General features: G+C 63.0%; 12 protein-coding genes and 1 pseudogene. 7 read left to right on the forward strand and 6 right to left on the reverse strand.

What is annotated here, in order from left to right; all coding sequences use genetic code 11:
- The first annotated feature begins 308 nt into the window (after positions 1 to 308).
- The 3 genes from KDH83_RS21145 to KDH83_RS21155 are packed head-to-tail and all read left to right on the forward strand — an operon-like array spanning position 309 to position 7,037.
- Positions 309 to 1,196 (forward strand): WYL domain-containing protein, encoded by an 888-nt coding sequence (locus KDH83_RS21145; protein WP_212319500.1) that lies wholly within the window; start codon positions 309 to 311, stop codon positions 1,194 to 1,196.
- 10 nt (positions 1,197 to 1,206) lie between these two features.
- Positions 1,207 to 2,772 carry a hypothetical protein gene (locus KDH83_RS21150; protein WP_212319502.1) on the forward strand — a complete coding sequence of 522 codons (1,566 nt, stop codon included), beginning with the start codon at positions 1,207 to 1,209 and terminating at the stop codon, positions 2,770 to 2,772.
- A 5-nt stretch (positions 2,773 to 2,777) separates the two neighbouring features.
- Positions 2,778 to 7,037, forward strand: a complete 4,260-nt coding sequence (locus KDH83_RS21155; protein WP_212319505.1) for an AAA family ATPase — start codon at positions 2,778 to 2,780, stop codon at positions 7,035 to 7,037.
- Between the two features lie 88 nt (positions 7,038 to 7,125).
- Here KDH83_RS21155 and KDH83_RS21160 read toward each other — a convergent pair whose 3' ends face one another.
- Together KDH83_RS21160 and KDH83_RS21165 are read right to left on the reverse strand one after the other, a co-directional pair.
- Entirely contained in the window at positions 7,126 to 8,124 is a 999-nt protein-coding gene (locus KDH83_RS21160; protein ID WP_212319507.1) for a hypothetical protein, read from the reverse strand.
- A 155-nt stretch (positions 8,125 to 8,279) separates the two neighbouring features.
- Complete coding sequence (locus KDH83_RS21165) at positions 8,280 to 9,242, reverse strand: LysR substrate-binding domain-containing protein (protein WP_212319509.1); 963 nt, start codon at positions 9,240 to 9,242, stop codon at positions 8,280 to 8,282.
- A 109-nt stretch (positions 9,243 to 9,351) separates the two neighbouring features.
- Between KDH83_RS21165 and KDH83_RS21170 the strand changes: the two genes are divergently transcribed.
- The 3 genes from KDH83_RS21170 (at position 9,352) to KDH83_RS21180 (ending at position 13,660) form a co-directional block, all read left to right on the forward strand.
- Complete coding sequence (locus KDH83_RS21170) at positions 9,352 to 10,665, forward strand: D-serine ammonia-lyase (protein WP_212319511.1); 1,314 nt, start codon at positions 9,352 to 9,354, stop codon at positions 10,663 to 10,665.
- 136 nt (positions 10,666 to 10,801) lie between these two features.
- On the forward strand, positions 10,802 to 12,121 hold the full coding sequence (locus KDH83_RS21175) for an MFS transporter (RefSeq protein ID WP_212319513.1): 1,320 nt from the start codon (positions 10,802 to 10,804) through the stop codon (positions 12,119 to 12,121).
- 12 nt (positions 12,122 to 12,133) lie between these two features.
- Entirely contained in the window at positions 12,134 to 13,660 is a 1,527-nt protein-coding gene (locus KDH83_RS21180) for a M81 family metallopeptidase (protein WP_212319515.1), read from the forward strand.
- Positions 13,661 to 13,681: 21 nt separating this feature from the next.
- Here the strand turns inward: KDH83_RS21180 and KDH83_RS21185 are convergent, their stop codons facing one another.
- Together KDH83_RS21185 and KDH83_RS32980 are read right to left on the reverse strand one after the other, a co-directional pair.
- The gene (locus tag KDH83_RS21185) at positions 13,682 to 14,941 is read right to left on the reverse strand and encodes a type II toxin-antitoxin system HipA family toxin (RefSeq protein ID WP_212319517.1); all 1,260 of its coding nucleotides are present in this window, start codon (positions 14,939 to 14,941) and stop codon (positions 13,682 to 13,684) included.
- Positions 14,928 to 15,251, reverse strand: a complete 324-nt coding sequence (locus tag KDH83_RS32980; protein WP_212319519.1) for a helix-turn-helix transcriptional regulator — start codon at positions 15,249 to 15,251, stop codon at positions 14,928 to 14,930. Before KDH83_RS32980 ends, KDH83_RS21185 begins: the two co-directional genes overlap by 14 nt.
- A 162-nt stretch (positions 15,252 to 15,413) precedes the next feature.
- On the opposite strand from KDH83_RS32980, the pseudogene KDH83_RS32650 reads away from it, so the two are divergent.
- Positions 15,414 to 15,569 (forward strand): annotated as a pseudogene (locus tag KDH83_RS32650) (MlrC C-terminal domain-containing protein); the annotation flags it as partial.
- A 39-nt stretch (positions 15,570 to 15,608) separates the two neighbouring features.
- Here KDH83_RS32650 and KDH83_RS32655 read toward each other — a convergent pair.
- Complete coding sequence (locus tag KDH83_RS32655) at positions 15,609 to 16,877, reverse strand: hypothetical protein (protein WP_249205256.1); 1,269 nt, start codon at positions 16,875 to 16,877, stop codon at positions 15,609 to 15,611.
- Between the two features lie 89 nt (positions 16,878 to 16,966).
- Positions 16,967 to 17,887, reverse strand: a 921-nt coding sequence (locus KDH83_RS21200; RefSeq protein WP_212319523.1) for a hypothetical protein, incomplete at its 5' end; no start/stop codon positions are given.

Here is a 17,887-nt window from a genome sequence, read left to right on the forward strand (position 1 = left end):
ACGTAGGGCGTCGATGCGTGGGGGGGAGCGGTTATCGGCGCCGTCTAGTGTAGGGGCAGTCTCGCGCCGATTTTTTCCATACAAAATAAATAATAAAAGCGTGCAAAATCGATCCTTGCCTTGTATTGCTGTTGGATAAGCGCAAATAAACACCATTAAATATGGCTTCTGTATGAGATTAATGTCGCTGCCTCCGGGGCATTATCGTTCCCGGCTCGCCCCGTTCAAGGAAATTTCCGGAAGCGCTGACACACCCTGTCAGCGATCAACGGTAGAGTCGCGGCCAACGTTCATCAGAGTTGTTTTCCATGGCTGTCAACGCGCACGACACATTGGCCCTGCGCCTGGCGGAAATTCTCCGCCTTCTGCATTTGGGCGAACCGCTGGACCGCCACGAACTAGCCGGGCGCTTCGGTGTCAGTGAGCGGACGATATATCGGGACCTGAATCGCCTGGGTGACATGGTGCTTCCCCAGGCAGATGGCCGCTACCGGCTCGCCGAGGCATACCGCAATCGCTTGTCGCCCGGGGATTTACATGCCTTCGCACAGATAAGCGGTATCGAGAGAATGTTCCCGGCCGGACCAGACTGGTCCTGGCTGGAGTTGCTTCGGTCTGGCAAGACCGGGCTGCTGGTACGGGACTCGCATGTGGAAGCGGACCGGCCCGGCAGCCGGGATTTCCGTGAATTGAAACGTGCCGTCGAGAATCGTCGGCGCTGCACCGTGGTCTATTCCGGGCGCAGGCGGCTGCTTGAACCGTACCGACTGATTCACAACAAGGGAATCTGGTATCTGGCTGCCGTTGACGATGGCCGGGTCAAGAGTTTTGCCCTGAGCCGGATGGCGGATCTGCAGGTATTGGACGAGACGTTCGTCCCCGATGCCGATATTCATGCCCAGGTCGAAGAGGACGAGGATGTCTGGTTTGGGCAATCGCGATTGGCCGTCACGGTCGCGGTCGGCCGCGGCGGCGCCTATTACTTCAAACGGCGGCATGTCCTGCCACACCAGGAACTGATCGAAGATCGGATCGACGGCAGCTTGCTGCTTCGCTGCCGTGTCAATCATCCCAATCAGCTGCTGCCGATTCTGCGCTATTGGATTCCCCATGTGCGTGTGGTCGAGCCTTCATGGTTGCAACAGCAGCTCCGTGACGAACTGAACCAGTATTTGCAGTCAACATTGTCTGAATAGGATCACATTCATGAATCAAGCTGTGGAAAAGCCTCGCAATGACGAGGGTGTTGGCGAGCAGGCGCTCGAGCATGATCAGATTGCACAGGCGGAAAGCGTGTTGTTTGAAGACAAGGAGGCCGCCAAGAAAACCACGGCCCTCGTCAGTTCGTTCGTGGCTTCCTGCAACGCGCGTGGCGAAAAACCTCTCGAGCAGTGGTTGAGCGATGAGTTTCGCAAGTATCCGACCCTGTGGAGCAGTGAAGAGGAACTGCTGCAATGCTCGCGCGAGATCATGGCGTCGACTGGCGCATTCAATCGTTCGCGCGAATCGCTGCAGTTGCATCTGGACAGAGGGCAAAGCAAGGCTGCCTGGCTGGCCGGTGAAATCGAGAAAAATGCGGGCCTGGCGGGATCGGTGAATGTGGGGCAGTACGCTAGCGGCATCGACCAGGCGCTGAGCGAGGCCAACTACAACGCGCGTCGCATCATCATGACGCAGACTGGCGCGATCAACCAGAATCAGAACCTGGATGGTTTCATCGCCGAACAGCATCACGTCGATACATTCAACATTGACGCCGCCGCGAAGGGCAGCGACTTCAGGGCGCGGATGGTCAACTCGCGCGAACCGAATTCCGTGGATATCGAGATCGTCGATGCCCAGGGAAATGTCGTCAACAAGTACCAGTCCAAGTACGGTTCAGACGCCAACCAGACGGACAGCCTGTTCGACCGGGGCGATTATCAGGAGCAGGAGCGCCTTGTCCCGGAAGGCCATGGCGCCGACGTGCCCAACAGCACCGAGCGCATCGAGGCCGATGGCGTGCAATCCCGGCCCTTGTCCAAGGAAGAAGCCAAGCGGCTCCAGGAAGAAGCGCAGGCCAAGGCGGAATCGCGCCAGTATGAATGGAAAGATGCCAATCGCATCGAAGTGGCCAAGCAGATCGGCAAGCAGGCGCTGCTGGGCGCCTGCATCGCGGCTGGCATGCAAGGCGCGCGCATTCTGGGGCGGCGCGCATGGAACAGCCTGAATGGCCGTGAAAATCCCAGTGCCGACGACGATTTGAAGGAGTTCTTTGAAAGCTCCCTGCGCGCGGCTGGCAACGTCGCGGCGCAAGTATCGGTGTCCGGTGCCCTAGTCGTGGCGGTGAAGAATGGTTGGCTCGGCGCCGCGTTGCGCAATACGCCGGCCGGCCTGATTGCCAACATCGCCTGCGTCGGATTGCAGAATGCCAAGGTGCTCTACAAACTGGGCAAGGGAGAACTCACCCAGGCCGACGCCCTGGACGAGATCGGCAACACGACCGTTACGGCCACTGTCGCCATCATGGGAGCGACCAAGGGGGCTGCCCTGGGCGCCGCGCTGGGCACGGTGCTTGGCCCTGTCGGCACCGTGGTCGGCGGTTTCGTCGGCGGCGTGGCGGGCGGGATCGCAGGCGGACATATCGGCGAGAAGGTCTACTCCGCCGGCAAGGCGATTTCCAAGACGGCCATCAGTCTGCTGTCCAAGGCCGCCCAAGGCGCCGGGCGCGTCATGGAGTCGGCGGGACGCGCCCTGCAGTCCATCGGTTCGGCCATTACCTCGCTCTGGTAAAGATCATGGACCTGCTCGAACTCAAGGAAAAGATAACGCGGCACCTGATCGCCGGCTATCCGGGATTGTTCATCCAGTCGGGGGAAGAAAGCCGGGTCGACGCCATGGTGGCCGAGGTTGCCGACGCTTTGCTGCTCAGTCCCAAGGAATGGAACCTGGGCTACGGCTGGGTTGATTTCTTCAACAAGCAGCCCCGCGACGGCCAGGAGCGCAGCATCGAGTTGGCTCAGAGTCTTCCGGCGCTGCTGGATGATGACCTGGACGGAAAGCTCATCGTCATCAAGGATGCGCGCGCCGCGCTGGAGAACCAGCCGCTGGCCACGGCGCGCCTGAAGCAGCTGCTCAATCGCATCCAACGCCACCATCGCGCGAAAGCGGCGGTCGTCCTGGTGTCGGAAACGCTGCATATTCCCGCGTCGATCGAGGCGCAGATTACCTTGTTGCCCTTGATGCTCCCCCGGGGCGACGAAATCGCGGCGCAGATCGATGAGGTCAGCCAGGGACTTGAGCTGCGTGTCCCCGACGCGTTGCGGCAGCGCCTGATCGCGGCCTGCAGCGGCCTGAGCCACGAAGAGATCCGATCCGCCCTGGCGATGCTGCGACAACAATGCGAACAGGTCGATGAGTCCGCGCTGGCGCTGATTCAACGGGAAAAGGAACAGATCATCGCCAAGAGTGGCGTCCTGGAAATGGTCAAGGTCTCCGAGAGCGCCAGTGACATTGGCGGCCTGGAGAACCTGAAGTCCTGGCTCAACCGGCGGGCGGAGATCTTTCGCCGCCTGGACAAGGCGGCCGTCGCGGGTATTCCGTCGCCAAAGGGCGTATTGATCGCCGGGATGCCCGGGTGCGGAAAATCCCTGACAGCCAAGGCCGCCGCCGGAATATTCCAGCTGCCGCTACTGCGTCTGGATATCGGTTCGCTGCTTGGGAAATACGTCGGCGAGAGCGAGCACAACATGCGCCGCGCCTTGACCATGGCTGAAACCGTCAGCCCTTGCATCCTGTGGATCGACGAGCTGGAAAAAGCCTTCGTCGGCATGAACAGCAGCAGCGGGTCCGAAGTGTCATCCCGGCTGTTTGGTTATTTCCTGACCTGGATGCAAGAAAAGAGCGGTGCGGTCTTTGTCATCGCAACCGCGAACAACATCACGGCATTGCCGCCCGAGCTACTGCGCAAGGGACGCTTCGACGATGTGTTCTACGTGGGCTTTCCGAACGCGGGCGAGCGCGGCGAGATACTGAATATCTATCTCAAGAAGGACGGCCTGGCGCTCACCGAGCAACAGCATGACGCGCTGGTTGCGCAATGCCGCGACTACGCGGGCGCGGATATCCAGAACGCGATCAACGAAGCACGGGAAGCGGCCTTCCTGGACAACGGAACGCCGCTGACGTGTGAACACATCGAGTCCTCCATCCAGCGCACCGTGCCCTTGCGGGAAACCCTGCGGGACCAGGTGAACAAGTACGAAGAGCTATTCGAGAAACTCAAGCTCAAGCCAGCCTCGAAGATCGATGGCCTGAGCGTCGCGCAGATGATCAAGATGGTGGACGATCCCAACGCCCTGCGACGCGGCGAAGTGGCCCGCAATCCAGATTGTCCCGACGATCTGTTGGAAAAACTGGCTCAGGACCCGGAAATCGACATCCGGAAAGCGGTCTACCAGAACCCCAATTGTCCCGAGCGCCTGCTGACCTTGCGCATCAATATCCTGGACAATCACGCCGGGTTCGATCTCGATCTGCTACATCAGGCCTGCGTGCATCAGAATGCGCCGCATGATCTGCTGGCCGCGCAGTTCGATCGCCTGAAACTGACGCCGGGCCACAAGCTCTTGTTGGCTGAGCGCAGCGGTCACGATGCCTTGCATGGCCGGCTGCTTGCCGACAGGGACCCCGCTATTCATCGCCACCTGGCGCGCAACCGGGCATTGAGTACGGAAGTGCAGAAGCGACTTGCCGCGGATACGAGATCCGAAATCCGTGAAGATCTTGCCGGCAACGAAACGCTGCATCCCGACATTCAGGCGCTGCTGAGTCGGGATGGCGATGATCTGGTTCGAGAGGCGCTTGCCGACCTGAAATCGCTGACTGAAGCCGTCCAGCTCTCCTTGGCGAAGGACGACAATATCGACGTCAGGATCTGCCTGGCGCGACGTGGCGATCAGGCATTCCTGCCGGATGCGGTGCAGCTGGAACTCGCCAAGGATGATCCGGACGTGCGCCGCGCGCTTGCCAGAAACGACAGCCTTGGCGCCGGCGCGCAACAGATGCTGGCGGAGGATGCAAGGGAAGAGGTGCGCCGGGCCCTGGCCGGCAACCCCTGCCTGGTCAGCACCACGCTTCAATTGCTGGCCGCGGATACGCAATCCGTGCAGACGGAATTGGCGGGCAACCGGCATCTGGGCGTAACGTTGCAGATGGCGCTGAGCGAGAGCGAGGTTGAGGACGTCAGGGCAGCGCTGGCGGACAATGCCCAGCTTTGCAGCGAAGCGCAGATCCGGTTGGCGCGCGATGCGAGCGTGGAGGTGCGCAGGAATCTTGCCGCCAATCGAGCCTTGACGGAGGCCGCGCTCGAAATATTGATGCATGACGAGAATGACCAGGTGCGCGAGCGATTGATGCGCCGGGGACGCACGGTGCCCGCCGCCGTGCAACGGCACCTGGCCCAGGACGCCAACGTCGAAATCCTGGTCAACCTGGCGGCTTCCGCCGAATTGGCCGCCGACGTGCAGCAGTCACTGGGCAACGGTCCCCCGGAGGTCAGGCGCGCGCTGGCCGCCAATCGCGTCATTTCCATCCAGGCGCAACAGCTGCTGCTGGAACGGGGAGACATCGAGACGCGTCGCCGTCTGGCAGGCAATCCGATGCTGGACGCGCCATTGCAGGCCCGGCTGGCGGAAGACAGCGACAAGGAAACCCGCCGCGTCCTGGCCGGCAACTCCGCTCTGGCGATGCCGGTCGCGGAAAAACTGATCGGCGATTCCGCCGACATCCAGGAGGCGTTGGCCGGCAATGAAAAACTGAGCGAATCGCAGTACGACCGATTGTTCAAGCAAGGCTCGGATGATGTGCGTGTGTTGCTGGCTGGCAACCCGCATGTCGGCGAAGCGCTGATGGCCCAGATTCTAAGATCGCAGCCTACGTCGGGTTCGACGGAAAAGTTCAGATTTGCCCTGGCTAAAAATCCCAAGATTCCGGCATCGCTGCAAGATGCCGTATCGGCGCTGAACGATGGCTCTGAAGCATTTTTTATCGAGTTTGCGGCAAATCCCTCGTTGCTTGAAGGCACGCAACTGGCGCTCGCAGGACATGCGAGTCCTCGGGTTCGTGAAGTCCTTGCGGCCAATGAGAACCTCAGCTTGAAGGTCCAGAAGATCCTGCTCAAGGACAAGGCCGTCTTGGTGCGTAGCGGTCTGGTACGCAAGAATGGCTGGATGGCCGCGGAAGTGGAGTGGACACTGGCGGAGGACGAAAATGTCTCCGCCCGTCTGGCTCTGGCCGCCTGCGATGGCTTGCGCCGGCGCACGCAGCTGGTGCTGGCCCAGGACAGGGATGCGAAGGTGCGGGCGCGCCTGGTCGAGCAGCGCGACAGTTTCGTCTTTCGAGGTATCGGCCGCAAGGCACAGGAGATGCTTGCCAAGGATCGAGACGAAAAGGTCCGGCTTGCACTCGCCGCCTACGGCGGATTGGAGCTGTCCGCGCAGCGGATACTGGCGACCGATGCGTCCGTGAATGTACGAAAACGGCTGGCCAAAGGAAATGACAACCGTCTTTTCACGGCCCTCGGCGAAGACGCGCAGTTCATTCTGGCCCACGACAAGGACGCAGCGGTACGTCTAGAACTGGCGGAACAGCCGGGACTGTCGTCAGAGGTGCAGTGCCGGTTGGCGGCAGACCCCGACAGGAGCGTAAAGTTGCGACTGCTTCAAGCGCACGACTTTCTCCATCCTTTGTCCATCCCCGCACAACTTCAATTCGTTCGGGATCCGGACTCCGAGATCAGGGAGGCCTTGATCAATCTCCTGTTCGGCATCCTGGATGTGCCGAGCGCCGAGGAAGTGTATTCCGCGCTCTCGGAAGATCAGGAAGGCCGGGAGAGGATCATCAGGAATCTGGTGATCTTTCGCCGTTGGGGCAAGGTCAGCGAATCCCTCAAGCAGCTGCTATTGAAAGACGCGCCTGCCGGAAAAAGAGCCTCGCTCGATGCCATCGCGCGCGACAGGGAAGACTCTCGGGAGGAAGTCGATACGGGCGAAGGCTAGATAACAGCCGATGGCCCGCTTCGGATCAGTCTATCAATGAGCGTGCGGCTCGAGGTCGTTCATTCCAGCCGCTTGTCCGGGAGAGGGCCTAGTCTCCGGAAACGTCGGATGCTTCTTCGGGAACGACAAGATGCCGTTTTCCCGCGGCGGCAAACAGCGCCTCGATCTGCGTCCGGCGGCGCGCGCCGGAATCGATGAACCGAACATCGACGCTCAGCAACCCCGGCAAGGCAGGCAGGAAGGCAAACTGCTCGGCCTTGAGCTTGGTGTTGATTTCCTGGAGCGTCAGCGTCTCCAATGCCGGCAGCGTTTGCAAGGCTTCTGGATTGCTCCAGGTCTTCAGGCGATTCAAGGCCAGCGTGCGCAGCGCGCGCATGCCGGACATATCGGGCAGCCGCTGCAGGTGCGCCGCGCCCTGCACATCCAGGGCTTGCAGATGCGAGAACGCCGCCAGCGCGTCCAGCCCGGCGAGCTTGGGAATCGAGCTCAGGCACAGGCTTTCCAGGGCAGGGCGGTTCAGCAGGGACAGGTCCTCCGGCGCAGGGCAGCCGTCCAGTGTCAGCGAGCGCAAATCGGGCAGCGAGGCCAGCAAGGCGTCCGTATCCAGCCGCGAGCTGCCGGCGTACAGGCTTTGCAGGGCATGGCAATCGGCCAGGGACTCCAGACTCTTGAACGCGCCATGCAGTTCCAGCGCCCGCAGATTGCCCAGCGACGGCAGGAAGCCCAGGCCGTGGGACTTGCCGCCCTTGAGCGTCAGGCTTTCCAGCGTGCGCAGTGACGCAAGCGGCGTGAGCGGCTGCGCCTTGTCCAGGCTGATTTCCAGCTTGCGCACATGGCACAAGGCAGCCAGCGCGCGCAGGTCTGCATCGGTGAACCGCCTGTCATCGCCGACGCGCCAGACGCGCAGTTGCAGATCGGGACGCTGCGCGAATACCTGCGCGTCCAGGTCGGCCAGCTGGGCCGGCGCGTCCACGCCAAAGCCGAAGCCGATGCTGCCGCCATGGCTGATCCGCGTGGCCGCGTCGGCGATCAAGGCGTCAGACCAGGGCAGGCCGTTCATGGAGAAAACTTGGGCGGCGTCATTCATCGGCGTGGCGGTCCTTGGACGAGCGGCGTTGGGGCCTGGGGATTATCTATGATTTCCGGGCGTGGCACGTCTTGATTCCGAGCTGCCTTGAGCCGGTCCCAGGTGAGTAAAACCCGCGCCAGCCCATGGCGCTGAAGAGCCGCGCGGCGCTGATGCTAGGCCGACCCGCCCGCTGCCGCACCCCCCATCAACGCCGCCCGTTGCCCATCAAACGCCCGGCACTCCGCCTTCAACCATTCCGAGAAAATCCGCGTGCGCCGTTCCTCCGGCCGCCGCGACAGCAGCACGTACCGCGCCGGCGCCGCCACGTGCTTCCCAAACACATCGACCAGCCGCCCGCTGCGGATCTCGTCATGGACCATCGCGCTGCGCCCGATCGCCACGCCCTGGTGATTCAGCGCCGCGCCGATGGCCAGGCTGGCCAGGTTGAACTGCGGGCCGTCCAGATGCTTGAGCCAGCGCGGCTGGTGCGCCTGCATCCAGGTGCGCCACTCGATGAACTCCGCCGCGCCGACCCAGGGCGAGGCGTCGTGCAGGAACTCCACGCCGTCCAGCGACTTGCCGGCTCGGAACTTCGGATGCGCGGCCAGGTACTCGGGCGTGGCCACCACCAGCAGGTATTCGTCCAGCAGCGCGTCGGCCTGCAAGTGGCCGTAGTCGTCCGGGTCGTAGCGGATGGCGATGTCGATGTCCTCTTCGTCCATCAGCTTGCGATCCACCGGCTGGAATTCCGCTTTCAGCCGCACCGACACGTCCGGCTGCAGGCGATGGAATTCCGTCAGGCGCGGCATCAGCCATTGCAGCGCGAAAGAGGGCAGGCAATTGACTTGCAAGGCTGACGTGGGCAGGCCCAGCCGCTCGATCTCTTGTTGGATGTCGCCCAGCGCGCGGCTGACGGTGGCGTGCAGCTGTTCGCCCTTGGGCGTGAACTTCAGCCCGCGCTGCTGCCGCACGAACAGCAGATAGCCCAGCCGGTCCTCCAGTTGGCGGATCTGCTGGCTAACCGCGCTTTGCGTCAGGCTCATGGCCTCGGCCGCCCTGGTGAAGCTGAGATGGCGGCCCGCCATGTCAAAGCAGCGCAGCGCGCCCAGCAGCGTGGAATCGAAATGCACAGGCATAAAGGGAGCAGGAATAAGTCAGGCTAATGGCGGAATTAGAAATCATCGCTATTCTTGCACGCCGCCGGCTTCTACGATCTGCGCCTGTCCCTTCCCATGCCCGCGCCAGATGACCGTCAATCTCGATCCCCAGTTATTAGCCCAGCTTCAATCCCGCACGCCGCTGTTGTGGCTCAATCCGGCCCGGGGCGGCCCGCTGCCCGACGACGCGCCGTCGCTGGACCTGATCGACGACGCGCAGCGGCGCCTGGTGCGCTGCGCGCCGCTGCTAGCCGAGCTGTTTCCCGAGTTGGCGAATGCGGCTGGGCAGATCGAGTCCCGCCTGATGCCCGCGCAGGCCTTGCAGCAGCAACTGGGCGGCGCTTCGGCGTCCGGCAACTGGTATCTCAAACGAGATGACGAACTACCCGTGGCCGGCTCCATCAAGGCCCGTGGCGGTTTTCACGAAGTGCTGGCCCTGGCCGAGTCCATCGCGCTGGAGCACGGCCTGCTGCCCCACGCCGACGCCGACCGCCGCCTGCTGGCGACGCCACAGGCTCGCATGCTGTTCGGCCAGTACGCCGTGACCGTGGGCAGCACCGGCAACCTGGGCATGAGCATCGGCGTCATGGCGGCCGCGCTGGGCTTTGACGCCGTGGTGCACATGTCCGCCGACGCCAAGGAATGGAAGAAAGACCGCCTGCGCCAGCGCGGCGTGCGCGTCATCGAGCACGCCGGCGACTACGCCCAGGCCGTCGCCGCCGGACGGGCGCAGGCGCTGGCCGCGCCGCGCAGCCACTTCGTCGACGACGAGCAATCCGAGCTGCTGTTCTTCGGCTACGCCGCCGCCGCGCGCGGCCTGGCGCGGCAACTGGCCGAGGCGGGCCGCAAGGTCGACGCCGAACATCCGCTGTTCGTCTACATCCCCTGCGGCGTCGGCGGCGCGCCGGGCGGCATCACCCATGGACTCAAGGCGCTGTACGGCGATCACGTGCATTGCTTCTTCGCCGAGCCGGTGGCTTCGCCCTGCATGCTGGTGCAGCTGGCCGCGGGCATGCAGGCTCTCACATCCGTCTACGATTTGGGCCTGGACAACCGCACCGAGGCCGACGGCCTGGCGGTCGGGCAGGCGTCGGAGCTGGTGGCGTCGCTGATGACGCCGCAGCTGGGCGGCGTCTTCACCGTGTCGGACGACGAGCTGTACCTGAACCTGCTGGCGCTGAAGGACAGCCTGGACGCCGAGGTCGAACCCTCGGCCGCCGCCGCCGTCTCGGGGCCGGGTTGGCTGCAGGGCTCGGCCGCCGGGCGCGCCTATGCGCAGGGCCTCGTCATGGCCAAGGCCACGCACGTCATCTGGGCCACGGGGGGATCGCTGGTGCCGCGCGACGCGCTGCGCGGCTTCCAGGACCACGCCAGGACGCTGCGTCCTCGCCGCGCGGCCTGAGCCGCCACGTTCCGCTATCCCGCAGATCCCCGGTATCCAGCAGATATCCAGCAGATATCCAGCAGATTCCCGGCTGATCTCCGGCAGATCCCCGGCAGACCCCCATACCAACAACGACATTCCAAGGAGACAACCCGTGAGCGCCAGCGCTTCCCTATCCGCCGGCCGGGCCGCAACGCCGGACCAGCAAGCCTTTGAAAACGCGACCTACAGAAAGGTCGCGCTGCGGTTCATTCCCTTCCTGATGCTTTGCTACGTAGTCGCATACCTGGACCGCATCAACATCGGCATCGCCAAGCTCAACATGCTGGCGGACCTGCAGTTCAGCGAAGCGGCCTACGGCCTGGGCGCCGGGCTGTTCTTCATCGGCTACATGGTGTTCGAGGTGCCCAGCAACCTCATCATGCACCGCGTCGGCGCGCGCCTGTGGATCGCGCGCATCATGATTTCCTGGGGCATCCTGTCGGGCGTCATGGCCTTCGTCACCACGCCCTGGCAGTTCTACACCGTGCGCTTCCTGCTCGGCGTGGCCGAGGCCGGCTTCTATCCGGGCGTGATCCTCTATCTGACGTACTGGTTTCCGAACCGCCGCCGCGCCAAGATGACCGCCATCTTCCAGGCCGGCATCCCCGTGGCCGGGCTGATCGGCAACCCGCTGTCGGGCTGGATCATGGAACGCTTCCATCTGGTCGGCGGCCATCCGGGCTGGCAATGGCTGTTCGTGCTGGAAGCGCTGCCCACCATCCCGCTGGCCATCGGCGTGCTGCTCATCCTGTCCAACCGCGTGCAGGACGCCACCTGGCTCACGCAGCAACAGCGCGACCTGATCACCCGCGACATCGCCGAAGACAATGCCGGCCGCGAGCACATGCCGCTGCTGCGGGCGCTGCGCGACGCGCGCATCTGGAAAATCATCGCCATGACCTTCCCGGCGATGATGGCGCTGTACACGCTGGGCTTCTACCTGCCCACGCTGATAAAGGACGCCGGCGCCGAAGGCGGCGTGCGCATCGGCCTCTTGAGCGCCATTCCGTACCTGGTTGCCATGGTGGCCATGGTGCTGGTCGGACGCAGCTCGGACCTGCGCCGCGAGCGCCGCTGGCACCTGGTCTTCATCCTGGTGCTGGGCGCCGTGGGCCTGGTCGCCAGCGTCTTCGCCGGCACCAACCTGACGCTGGCCGTGATCGCGCTGTCCGTCGCCGCCGCCGGCATCATCAGCTTCTCGCCCATCATGTGGACGCTGCCCACTGCCTTTCTGGGCGGCGCCACGGCGGCTGCGTCCATCGGCATCATCAACAGCCTGGCCAACCTGGGTGGCTTCGTCAGCCCCTACCTGATCGGCTGGATCCGCGACATCTATCACAGCACCGCGCCGGCCATCTACGTGATTGCGGGCGCGCTGCTGGTCAGCGCCCTGATCGCGCTGAGCTTCGACCCCAAGAAAGTGAATCGCTGAAGAGCCCGAACCATGGCAAGCACACCCGCAACACCGCTGCGTCTGGCCGTCGCCGGCCTGATCCACGAGACCAATACCTACGCCGCCGAATTCGCCGGCCAGACCCCGCTGCGCGCCTTCGAGCAGTACAGCGGCCAGGACCAGATCCTGCAAGCCTTCGACAGATCCAACCACCAGGTCGGCGGCTTCATCGAAGGCGCGCGGCAGGCTGGCGCGGAACTGGTCTGCGCCTACGTTGGCCAGGCCACGCCGTCCGGCACCATCGAGGCCCAGGCCTACGCCCAGATGAAACGCCGCATCCTCGACGGCCTGCGCGCTGCGCTGCCGGTGGACGGCGTGCTGCTGGCGCTGCACGGCGCCGGCGTGGCCGATGGCGTTGAAGACATCGAGGGTGACCTGTGCGTGGCGGTGCGCGAACTGGTCGGGCCTGCCACGCCCATCGCCGCCGTCTACGACCTGCACGGCAACATGACCGAAGCCATGCGCGACAGCTGCGAACTGACCTTGCCATGCAAGCTGTATCCGCACACGGATTTTCATGATCGGGGCGTGGAGGCGGTGGCGCTGCTGCGCGAGATCATCGCCGGCCGCCTGCGGCCCGTGACCGTCATGCGCCGCCTGCCCATGCTGCCCTACATCGTCACCACGCAGGAAGGCTTCATCCCTGCCGAGGTCAACGCCGTCTGCGCCGAACTGGCCCAGCAGCCAGGCGTCATCGACTGTTCATGGTTTCACGGCTTTCCCTACGCGGACATCGCCGCGCCGTGCCCCGCGGTGGTCTGCACCACCGCCGGCGACCTTGCGCTGGCCGAGCGCTGCGCTGACGAAGTCGCGCAGTGGATCTGGTCGCGGCGCGAGGACTTCCGCCCGTCCTTCCCCAGCCCGGCCGAGGGCGTGGCGCAGGCCCTGGCCGCCGCGCACGGCCCGGTCGTCGTCAACGAGTACGCCGACAACCCCGGCGGCGGCACGCCCGGCGATGGCACCCACCTGCTGCGCGCCGTCCTCGACGCCCAGCCCGCGCCCGGCACCTGCTGTTTCGCGTCCATCAACGACGCCGCCGTCGTCGATCAGGCCCGTCAGGCCGGCGTGGGCGCCACCATCAGCATCTCGCTGGGCGGCAAGCAGGGGCGTTTCCAGGGCGAACCGCTGCGCGTGAATGCCTACGTCAAGGCCATCACCGACGGCCGTTTCATCAACCGCGCCGGCTCCATGTTCGAAGGCGTGCGCTTCGACCTGGGCGCGATGTGCCGCTTGGTCATCCAGGGCGTGGACGTCATCGTCGCCTCGCGCGCCGAACAGATCTACGACGAGGAACCGTTCTTCTTGCACGGCATCGACGTCAATGCGTACAAGCTTATCGCCATCAAGGGGGCCAATCACTTTCGGGCGGGTTATCGACGGTTGGCCGCGCAGATCATCTCGGTGGATAGCGTGGGGTTGAGTACTGCTGATATCACTTCGTTTCCGAGGGAGCGGCTGGTTGGAGAGTATTGGCCGCTGTCGGATCGCGCCGCGTTGGAGGACAGGCGTGGGGCGTGATGTCGAGCGGTGCGGATATCGCTACGCTTGATCGCGAAAATACCGAATCGATGCCTGCGTTCGAGTACGGAGCAGGGAGGCTAATTCCTGCGGCATCGCTTCGGCGATATCTTCTGGAAACGTGCGTTCGATGCGGTTCAACAAGTCGTCGAGGTGCGTGCGAGCTTCCTCGCGGGAGTTCCAGCCGAAATGCACTGCATCCGCAAGCGCGGCATCGGGGGATGTGTCGAACCTGCCCGCAGAGAGTTGCATCATCAGATGGACTGGCAAATGGTCTTCGTCAGCCATGTTCGGTACGACATCAAACGCAGGCGAAAGACGCCAGCATTGCGTTTCAGCGCTATAGATCGCGGCATGGTTGCGGGGGTGATCGTCATCATTCCTGACGATCGCATTGAAAACCATCCGATTGAACAGCTCTTTCAAGTCTTCAAGAGGGACGCCGATCTTGCGCAAGCCCTGAGCCAGCAGCGGGTAGCTTCTGCGCTCGGTATCTCCATGGGGATACTCCGTTCCCAGCAGGGAAGCGGCGCTGATTGCCATGTTGCGGCGTCCCCCAGCCCGATCAAAGCGCTTTATCCGCAAGACAGTGGGCGCATCCGGCTCGGCATGAAGAATGGTCTCGGCAAAATTCATCCCCGCTCGAGAACCCCATTGCATGGCGAAGTATTCGACCCATGGAACGTCGGTCGTGTCAGTGTTCAGCCTGGGCTTTACCAGCCACAAGACATGTTGATCGTCTTGTACGGTGCTTTTGGGGCGGGCTCCCCCCAAGCTCGGCGATGAGGTAAGCGCCTTGCGCATCCTGACATCTATCGGCGGCTTGTGAGAAGAAATGGCTTGAAGCTCTTTGACCAGCGCGTCAAGCTGAATCAGGCGTGGGGTCTTGAGATTTGCAATGGCAGGCTTTTTCGATGAGCCCACTGCCAGTGCGCCCCACCTGTCGCTGTTGCCGGCTTTCTCGAGATAGACGACATCCTGCGCTTCATGAGTCAGGCCTTCCCGACGATTGATGAGGGCGCGGCCCCAGGCATCGGGGCATGCGTCTCGCAATACATCATGCAGTCCATGGTAGCGATACGCGAGATACGTCGTATCGGCAATCAGCGGCAGATTTTCCGGGTCGATGGACCAGGGATGCCTTGCGGCCAGATAGCTTGGGGCATAGATAAACGTGCCAGCCTTGTCTTCCGCCCGCTTGGCCCACTTTCCCACAGTCACCCATTCATCAGAACCGGGCAATTGCAGATAGACATATAGGTATTTGCTAGAAGTACTCATGGTCTGAAGCCGAGCTGCGTGCACGAGCGTGGGGATCAACGGCTTGCCAATACTTGGCGTCAAGCGCAGGCGCCGCGGCTTCAAACATGCCGAGTACCCATAGCGCCGTCAGGTAGGTCGAGGCGCTTGCACCGGGATCACCCTGCTCGATTCTTCGCAGTGTGGCCTCGGAAATGTTCATGCGTGCGCAAAGATCAGCCGCCGTGATGCGCTGGGCAACCCGTTGGGCACGTATGCTCCGGCCCCAAGTGCTGAGACGGTGGGCAATGGCGGTGGGGACCGCGTCGGAAGAGCGCAACTTTGCGGGCATGAGGAGACATCAAAAAAGTAGTTTTAGCTAGCTTAAACCACTATTAATGATGCGTAAATTCCTGAATGACCAATCATAGATGATCTTTTATGTTCTATAAAACACTATCTATGATTGATTTCTGAAGTTGGATTTCAATTGCGCTTCTTTGGTTCAGCGGGTGTGACCATCACTTGGGCGTGGACGTCATCGTCGACCCGCGCGGTACAGATCCATGACGAAGAACTGTTCTTACTGCACGGCATCGACGCCAATGCGTACGCGCTCATCGCGATCAAGGGGGTCAACCACTTGCGCGCGGCTTATCGACGGCTGGAGGCACAGATCAACGCGATGGATAGCGTAGCGCCATCATCCTCAATCCCTGAACGCGCCGGCTCCCGCAATATCCTTGGGAACCAGGCATCTGTGTTTCTTCGGGTTGCTCATATCGCAGACAAAGAACCACGCGGTCCAAGGTCCTTGAATCGCGTCCGCCGTCAGTTGGGACTTTTTCGCCGGTATGACGTCGCTGAGGCCATACCTGAGGGGATTCAGGCATTGGTTGATCGGTCCTGGCGCTTCAAGACAGAACGTGACGGCCACGGGCATCGCGCAATCGTTCTGAATCCGCTTGTACGCGTCCGACACGCCTTTGCCGCTTTGGACGATGCGCACGCATTTGCCCGAGATGTACGGCGCATGATCATTTTCCTGTGCCGGCGCCTGCTGCCGAGCACTGGAAGGCGCCGCGGCCGTTGCTATCGGCGTCTTGCCGCGCGGTGATGCGGAATCGCTGGCCGAGGGCCATCCCGCGTCACGATGGCACTGATACACCTTCAGCCGTGGCGTGATGGTGTCAGCGAAGTTCGGCGGTTCCCTGTTGATGACCAGATCGGCGCAGGCGCCACCTGAGTTCCCCTCGCACCCGAGCAATGCGCGTTGCCGCGGCGTGTCGGTCATGCCGTAGGCGGAGTACATGCGCAGCCCGTTGTTTTGAACGTTTGTGCTGGCTTCCCGCTGGAGCGCCACCAGATCCTGGAAGTACGCATCCAACTCTGCTTTCGGGAGCATTTTCTCGCGCAGGGCCGCGAACTTCAGCGTGATCGCCCCGTGAGAGGGGCTTGAAATCGTCGTTTCAACCGGGCAGTTCGCGGAGGCCGTCGATCGCTCCTTCGAACTGGCGGCGGCAGGGGTTGATGCCGTCCGTGTGGCGCTGCCGGGCGCAGCGGCAGCTTTAGGGGGAACACTGCCGCTGCCTGGGCTGCCTGCTACCTTGCTTTCCGGCGAGGCGCCTGCGGAAGCCGCCTTGTTGCTGAGTTCACCATCGACATAAAAGTACTCCTGGGCCTTCCCTTGGCGCTCCTTGGACACGACCTTCCCTTGCCAGGCCCCATGCACGAGCACGCCTGTCGCCGTGGACATCACGTTTCCATTCAAGTACTTCGTGAGGGTCCCGGCGCCTTCGCCATACCCGTTATTGCACGCGCCGCTCCATCCATATGAATAGCCTGGACTGAGCTGGGTCGCCCGCTTGATCACGCGACAGCCGGCCGAGTCGGTATGCCAAATCCCTTCCGAATGGGCTGGCGATACCGAACTCACGGCAAGAATCAGGATGGACAGGATTGCTCTGACGGTGCGCATCGATTTCCCCGAATCATGTTTTTCAGCGGCGCGCCATGCATCTGGCTTTTATTGATCGCACGACTATACGCCCGTCAGCGCCGTCCGAGTCAGTCCCGCACCAGATACGCCTCGCCGCCCGGTTTCAGATACGGCGTCAGCGCCTTGAACGGCACCTGGGCATGCGTGCCCAGGCAGGCGCCCGAGGCATGCCCCACGCCCGACACCGACAGGCTCAAGGCGCCCGGCGCCTGCGCGCCCAGCGCCAGATAGTCCGGCCACAGGTCCGCGCAATCCTCCTGGTTCGGATGCTGGTCGGCCTTGCTGGCGTCCGGCCCCTGGTCCACCGCCTGCTTTACCAGCGTCAGCAGCGCCGCGCTCTTCTCGCCGCCGAACGTGCGCTTGCCGGGAACATAGGCGTCAAACACCCGGTTCCAGTCCAGATACTCGCCGCGCAGCAGGTCGAAGGTATAGACATCGAAATGGTTGTACGGATGCGCGCCGCCGCAATCCAGGCTGCCCGATTCCGTCACGGTCATCAGCGCGCGCGACAGCCAGGTCACTTTCACATCCTCTTCATCAAACCCGCCCAGCGTGCCCGCCATGGGATTGGCGCTGGTGTACGCGGTCGCCTTGCAGTCCAGCGCGCCCAGGCTCTTTTGCCAATGGCGCTGCTCCAGCAGGTAGTTGATGCGTTGCATGACCTGCGGGTCGGGATGGCGGGTCAGGCGGGGATAGGGGAATTTGGTGCGCGGGTCCTGCCACATCTGATAGGCGACGGTGGCGTTGCCGATTTCCTTGCCGACGGGCTTGGCGTGGCCGGTGAGTTTCAGCGTGTCGTAGGGCGCGCGGGCGGAGGTGATGCCGGCGTTCAGGTCCACGTCGCCCAGGTTGATTTGGGCGGCGCGGGCTTGCTTGCGGTCTTGTTCGAGCTGGGCGGTGTCGTATTGGGCGACGCGTTTCAGGTCGAAGTGGCGTTGCTTGCCGGTTTTGGCGTCGGTCCAGGTGCCTTTGTAGGACGTGGGGGTGAG

It is taken from the genome of Achromobacter sp. Marseille-Q0513 (assembly GCF_018195695.1).
Lineage (GTDB): Bacteria > Pseudomonadota > Gammaproteobacteria > Burkholderiales > Burkholderiaceae_B > Achromobacter.